The sequence below is a fragment of the Mesorhizobium sp. M4B.F.Ca.ET.017.02.2.1 genome, assembly GCF_003998955.1.
GTDB classification, from domain to species: Bacteria; Pseudomonadota; Alphaproteobacteria; order Rhizobiales; family Rhizobiaceae; genus Mesorhizobium; species Mesorhizobium abyssinicae.
This window is the reverse complement of record NZ_RZOF01000366.1, coordinates 1-6,184: the sequence shown is the minus strand read 5'-3', so window position 1 is coordinate 6,184 and position 6,184 is coordinate 1. Positions and strand designations below refer to the sequence as shown.

The 6,184-nt window shown below is 64.7% G+C and carries 6 protein-coding genes; 5 read left to right on the top strand and 1 reads right to left on the bottom strand.

The genetic code is table 11. The features are described from left to right. The coding region (locus EN738_RS29255; RefSeq protein WP_189606020.1) for an MFS transporter at nucleotides 1-732 on the top strand (732 nt) is incomplete at its 5' end. Here the strand turns inward: EN738_RS29255 and dgcA are convergent. After that, entirely contained in the window at nucleotides 703-1,686 is a 984-nt protein-coding gene (gene dgcA, locus EN738_RS29250) for an N-acetyl-D-Glu racemase DgcA (RefSeq protein ID WP_127286686.1), read from the bottom strand. The two genes, EN738_RS29255 and dgcA, sit on opposite strands and share 30 nt — an antisense overlap. Nucleotides 1,687-1,762: 76 nt before the next feature. Here dgcA and EN738_RS29245 point away from each other — a divergent pair, with 76 nt between their 5' ends. From EN738_RS29245 to EN738_RS29230, 4 genes are read left to right on the top strand one after another with little or no spacing between them, the layout of a single operon-like run. Continuing rightward, on the top strand, nucleotides 1,763-2,950 hold the full coding sequence (locus EN738_RS29245; RefSeq protein WP_127286685.1) for an ABC transporter permease: 1,188 nt from the start codon (nucleotides 1,763-1,765) through the stop codon (nucleotides 2,948-2,950). Between the two features lies 1 nt (nucleotide 2,951). Further along, a complete protein-coding gene (locus tag EN738_RS29240; protein ID WP_127286684.1) occupies nucleotides 2,952-3,770 on the top strand; it encodes an ABC transporter ATP-binding protein in 819 nt (272 codons plus the stop codon). 14 nt (nucleotides 3,771-3,784) lie between these two features. Continuing rightward, on the top strand, nucleotides 3,785-5,158 hold the full coding sequence (locus EN738_RS29235; RefSeq protein ID WP_127286683.1) for an MlaD family protein: 1,374 nt from the start codon (nucleotides 3,785-3,787) through the stop codon (nucleotides 5,156-5,158). Further along, a complete protein-coding gene (locus tag EN738_RS29230; protein ID WP_127286682.1) occupies nucleotides 5,136-5,846 on the top strand; it encodes an ABC-type transport auxiliary lipoprotein family protein in 711 nt (236 codons plus the stop codon). The genes EN738_RS29235 and EN738_RS29230 overlap by 23 nt, the downstream gene beginning before the upstream one ends. The last annotated feature ends 338 nt before the right edge of the window (nucleotides 5,847-6,184 follow it).

The following is a 6,184-nucleotide window of genomic DNA, read 5'->3' as shown; positions in this document are numbered from 1 at the left end:
ATCCTGGCGCGCACGGGCGCCGAGGCGGTGCCGGTGATCATCTTCGTCGCGCTGGCCGCGGCCCTGGCCGCCGGCCTGCTTGCGCCAAGGCTTGGCCGTCCGCGCCGCGCCTCGCCGCTTTCGGCGGCCGACATCCAGCATTCGGCGCCGACGCTCCTCAACGCCTATTTCCTCTATTTCACCCTCGGCGTCGGCATCATCACCGCCAGCCATGCCTTTCTCTACGGCTTCGTCTCGATCTACTGGAAGTCGATCGGCATCAGCGACACCGTCGTCGGCCTGCTGTGGGCCTGGGGCGTGGTCGCCGAGGTGTGCATGTTTGTGATGTTCACGCGCATCTTCGGTTCCGTTTCCGTCGCCACGGTGATGCTGATCGCCGCCATCGGCGCGATCGTGCGCTGGATCGCCTTTCCGCTGATCTGGCCGCTCGGCCTCGGCATTGCCGGCTTCTTCGGCGTCCAGACGCTGCACGCCGTATCGGTTGCGATGGTGCTGATCGGCCTGCAGAAAATGATCGGTGAAACCGTCTCGGAGGAGCGCACCGGCGCCGCGCAAGGCATTGCCTACTTCTTCAACGGCTTCTTCATGGCCGTGGTGACGCTGGTGTCGGGCCCGCTCTACGATCGCTTTGGCGTCGACGGTTTTCTGGCGATGATCCCGATCGCGCTCATCGGGCTGGCGCTGATTGCGCTCGCCGCGCGCTCAGCCCCACAGCGTTCGGTCGGGGGGTGACACCAGCGACCCCCGGTACACAAGGCCGGGCGTGCGGTCCCTGGCGAGCAGCAACGGACCGTCGAGATCGACGAAGTCGGCGCCCTGGGCCAAAAGCACGGCCGGCGCCATCGCCAGCGAGGTGCCGACCATGCAGCCGACCATGATGTCGAAGCCGAGTTCGCGGGCGCGGCCGCGCAGCACCAGCGCTTCGGTCAGGCCACCCGTCTTGTCGAGCTTGATGTTGACGGCGTCATAGAGGCCGACCAGCGCGTCGAGGTTCTTCGCCTCGTGCACGCTTTCGTCGGCGCAGATCGGCACCGGATGCGCGATCTCGCGCAGGATTTCGTCGCGGCCGGCGGGTAGCGGCTGCTCGATCAGCGCGATCCCTTGCTCGGCGGCGAAGGCGAGGTTTTCGACGATATTGTGCTCCGTCCAGCCCTCATTGGCATCGAGGATGATGCGGCTGCCGGGCGCCGCCTCGGTGACGGCACGGATGCGGGCTTTGTCGTTGTCGCCGCCGATCTTGACCTTGAGCAGCGGCCGCGCGGCATTGGCGCGAGCCTGCGCCGCCATCGCTTCGGGCTCGCCAAGCGACAGCGTGAAGGCTGTTTCCAGCGCTCTCAAGGGCACAGCGCGGATTGCATGCGCCACCGGCGCGCCGCTCAGCTTCGCTTCCAGGTCCCACAAGGCGCAATCGATGGCGTTGCGCGCGGCGCCGGCGGGCATGGCGTGGCTCAGGGCAGCCCGGGCGATTCCGTCGGCGATCCGCCCGCGCATCGCCTCGATCGCTGCCTGCACGCCGTCCGTGGTCTCGCCATAGCGCTTGTAGGGAACGCACTCGCCGCGCCCGCCATGGCCATTTTCACGGATCGTCACCGTGATGACTTCCGCCTCGGTCTTCGATCCGCGTGAGATCGTGAAGGCTCCGGCGATGGGAAAACGCTCGGACTCGACCGAAATGACACGCGCCATATTTTTCTTCTCCGGCTGTGCGACAACGGGTCGCCGGCAAATGACAGCCCGGTTCCGGCAGGCTAAACAGGACGCCATGTTGACCATCCGCAAACGCGACGCAAGCGGCACCGCCGCCAAGGAGCCGAACGGCCAGCCGCGCGTCGCGGTCGGCCAGGAGGGCGGCGTTCTCGGTTGCGCCTTCTCGGGGAACTGGACGACGCGCACCGTGGCGCTGGTCGACGCCGAGATGCGCAAGATCGAAAAGCGCAGCGGCGTCAAATCCTTGGCGCTCGATCTTTCGCATATCGACAAGATGGATACCGCCGGCGCCTGGCTGATCGACCGCCTGGTCAGCGCCTTCGAGAAGAAGGGCATCGAAGTCACCATGCAGGGGCAGAGCGAGATCGCCTCCATCCTGCTTTCCGCCGTCGGCGACGCCGTCCGGCGCGAGCCCGAATCGGGGCCGGCCGGTCCGCCCAACATCATCCTGCGTGCGCTCGAGGCGGTCGGCCGGCGCGTCTATGAGATGCGCGACGATTTCCTGGCCTCGATGAACATCCTCGGCGCCACCATCCGCGGCGCCCAGATGAAGCTCGGCCGCGGCCATGCCGTCAATCCGGCCGCGATCTTCAACCAGATCGACCGCATGGGCGTCGGCGCCATCCCGGTGGTGGTGCTGATGTCGGCCATTGTCGGCGCCATCGTTGCCCAGCAGGGCGCCTATCAGCTCAGCTATTTCGGCGCCGACATCTTCGTCGTCGACCTCGTCGGCGTGCTGATCCTGCGCGAGCTTGGCGTGCTGATGACGGCCATCATGATCGCCGGCCGTTCCGGCAGCGCCATCACCGCCGAGATCGGCTCGATGAAGATGCGCGAGGAGGTCGACGCGCTGAAGGTCATCGGCCTCAATCCGATCGGCGTGCTTGTGTTCCCGCGGCTGGTCGCGCTGGTGATCGCGCTGCCTTGCCTCACCATCGTCGCCAATTTTGCAGCACTTGGCGGCGGCATCGTCGCTGCCTGGCTCTATTCCGACATTCCGCCGGCCGCCTTCCTCGACAGGCTGCGCATCGCCATCGATCTCAGCACCATCTTTGCCGGACTGATCAAGGCGCCGTTCATGGCCATGATCATCGGCATCATAGCGTCGGTCGAAGGCATGAAGGTCGGTGGCAGCGCCGAATCGCTCGGCCAGCACGTGACCGCCTCGGTGGTGAAGTCGATCTTCGTCGTCATCATCCTCGACGGGCTTTTCGCCATGTTCTACGCAGCGATCGAGTTCTGAGATGGCGAACGCGAACGGCAACGGGGTCAAGACTGCGGAGGACGCTGACGAAAGCGAGATCGTGCTTTCGGTGCGCGACGTCACCGTCGCCATTGAGGACAAGCTGATCCTCGACAAGCTGTCGCTCGACATCAAGCGTGGTGAGATCCTTGGTTTCGTCGGCGCTTCCGGCGCCGGCAAGTCCGTGCTGCTGCGAACCATCCTCGGGCTGATGCCCAAGCAATCGGGAACGATCAAGCTGTTCGGCGTCGACGTCGACAAGGCAAGCGATATCGAGCGCCTGCGCGTCGACATGCGACTGGGCGTCCTGTTCCAGCACGGCGCGCTGTTCTCAGCCCTGACGGTGCAGGAGAACGTGCAGGTGCCAATGCGGGAATATCTCGACCTGCCGAGGAAGCTGATGGACGAGCTGGCGCTGCTGAAGATCGAGCTGGTCGGCCTGCCGCCGGACGCGGCGCAGAAATTCCCCTCCGAGCTTTCCGGCGGCATGATCAAGCGCGCGGCGCTGGCGCGAGCGCTGGCGCTCGATCCGGACATCGTCTTTCTCGACGAGCCGACCTCGGGGCTTGATCCGATCAGCGCGGCGGAGTTCGACGAACTCGTCGTCAAGCTGCGCGACACCATGGATCTCACCGTCTACATGGTCACGCACGACCTCGACACGCTGTTCACGGCCTGCGATCACGTTGCGGTGCTCGGCAAGAAGAAAGTGCTGGTCGAAGGTACGATCGACGACATGCTGAAGAGCGAGGAGCCTTGGGTCAAATCCTATTTCCGCGGAAAACGTGCCCGGCAACTTGATCTTGCGGCGCGCGCATAGTCATAAGTGAGGCAATGGAAACAAGAGCCAACTACGTCATTGTCGGCATCTTCACTCTGGCCGCGATTGTTGCGGCCTTCGCCTTTGTCTATTGGACCGCCGCCATCGGCGACAGGGGCGAGACGGCCGTGCTGCTGGTGCGCATTCCAGGTTCGGCTTCGGGCCTCGGCCCCGGCAGCCTGGTGCTGTTCAACGGCGTCAAGGTCGGCGTGGTCAAGCGCGTCTATATCGCGCCCAACGATCCGGCCGCCGCGATCGCCAGCACCGAAATCGGCCGGACGACGCCGCTTACCAAGTCGACGCAGGCCGATATCGGCATTGCCGGCCTCAGTGGCCAGGCCAATATCGAGCTCAAGGGCGCCAACCTGAATGAGGAAAACCTTCTCGACCTGGCCGAGAAGGAAGGCAAGGACGCCGAGATCGTCGCCAATCCATCCGCGGTCACCAACCTCCTGCAGACCGCGCAGACCATCTTTACCCGCGCCGACAAGGTGCTTTCCGATCTCGAAGGGTTCACCCATGACGTGCGCGGGCCGCTGACCGATACGGTCAAGAACGTGCAGACCTTTTCCGACGCGCTGGCCAAGAATTCCGACGGCATCGACAAGTTCCTGTCCAGCGTGAGTGCGTTGTCGGACGAGTTGAAGGGTGTCTCGGGCAAGCTCGACGGCACCCTGAAGGCCGCCGAAGGCCTGCTCAACGCCGTCGACAAGGACCAGATCAAGAGCATCGTCGCCAATGTCGACACGGTCACCGGCAACCTGAAGGAAACCTCCAAGCAGTTCGATACCGTCATCAACAACGTCAACACGGCGGTCGGCTCGATCAACGACTTCGCCCAGAAGACGCAAGGCACGCTGGACAAAGTCAACGGCGTGCTCGACGGCATCGATCCGGCCGAGGTGCGCACGGCGCTGGCCAACATCCAGAAGGCCAGCGACAACGCCAATCAGGCCGCCGCCGACATCGCCAAGGTCACGAACAAGTTCGCCAACCGCGCCGACGATATCGACGACACCATCAAGGACGCCAAACAGCTGGCGCAGCGGCTCAACGACGCCTCGGTGCGCGTCGACGGCATCCTGGCCAAGGTCGACAACTTGCTCGGCTCGGGCGAGGCGAACGGCGTCATGGCGGATGCCCGTGAGACGCTGAAATCGTTCAAGCAGGTCGCCGACACGCTGAATGCGCGGCTCGGAACCATCACCGACAATCTCGCCCGTTTCTCCGGCCAGGGCCTGCAGAATGTCGAGGCGCTGGTCCAGGACAGCAGGCGTTCGATCAACCGCATCGAGGAAGCGGTGACCGATCTCAGCCGCAACCCGGGGCGTATCCTGTCGGGCGGCGAGGGCGAGGTCCGGCAATATGACGGCAGGGTGCGGCGTTGACTTCGGCCTGCGCCCACCGCAAGAACATGAGCCGCAATTGCGGGTTGATCTTACGATCTGGGGACAACGGGGATCGCGTGTGACGTCGGTTTGGGTGAAGTCGGTTGGATTGACATCGGCTGCGGCGCTGCTTGCGCTTTCGCTCGCCGGCTGCGCGGCCCTCGGTGCCAAGCCGGCGCCGCTCGACACGTTCGAGTTGTCGGCGCCGTCGGTGGACGCTCGTGGCCGCAGCCGTCGCCAGATCCTGATCGCCCAGCCCTCCGCGCTCAAGGCGCTGGACAGCCAGAACATCGTCATCAAGCCGGGCGACGGCTCGATCCAGTACCTCAAGGGCGCGCAATGGGCCGACCGGCTGCCGCTCATCGTGCAGGCAAGGCTGGCCGAGACCTTCCAGCGCTCCGGCAGCTTCGCCGGCGTCGGCAAGCCGGGCGAGGGGCTGGCGATCGACTACCAGATCATCGCCGAGGTCCGTTCCTTCGAAGTCCGGGTCAATGGCGGCGAGCACGCCGAGGTCGAACTGTTCGTGCGCATCCTCAACGACCGCAATGGCGAGGTGCTCGCCGCCAAGAGCTTCACCACGAGCGCGCCGGTTTCGGGCGGCGGCAACGCCGCCTACGTCAACGCTCTGGACAACGCCTTCGGCCAGGCGGCGAAGGACATTGTGCTCTGGACGGATTCGCTGATCTGATATCGCCAGCTGGGGCACGTCGCCCGAACCACGGCGATCTCGGCGCCAAGCCAGAACAGGGTACTGAGACAAGCTGGATTAGGAAACCTCGGCGCTGCCCCCTCATTGCCCTGCCGGGCATTTCTGCCCGTACAGTGACGGGGAGAAAGACGCTGCCATCGACGATTTCGCCAATCACAAGCGTTGCAGGAAGCGGGCCGGTGGAACGATTAGCTGTCCAGCCGATAGATGGGTAACAGAATGGACCGGATACATAGGTAACAGTTCTCCCCCTATGAGTCCGCTGCAGCGCCAAGCGGATTGGTTGGCGCGGCGCTGCAGCGGACAAGCGTCATACG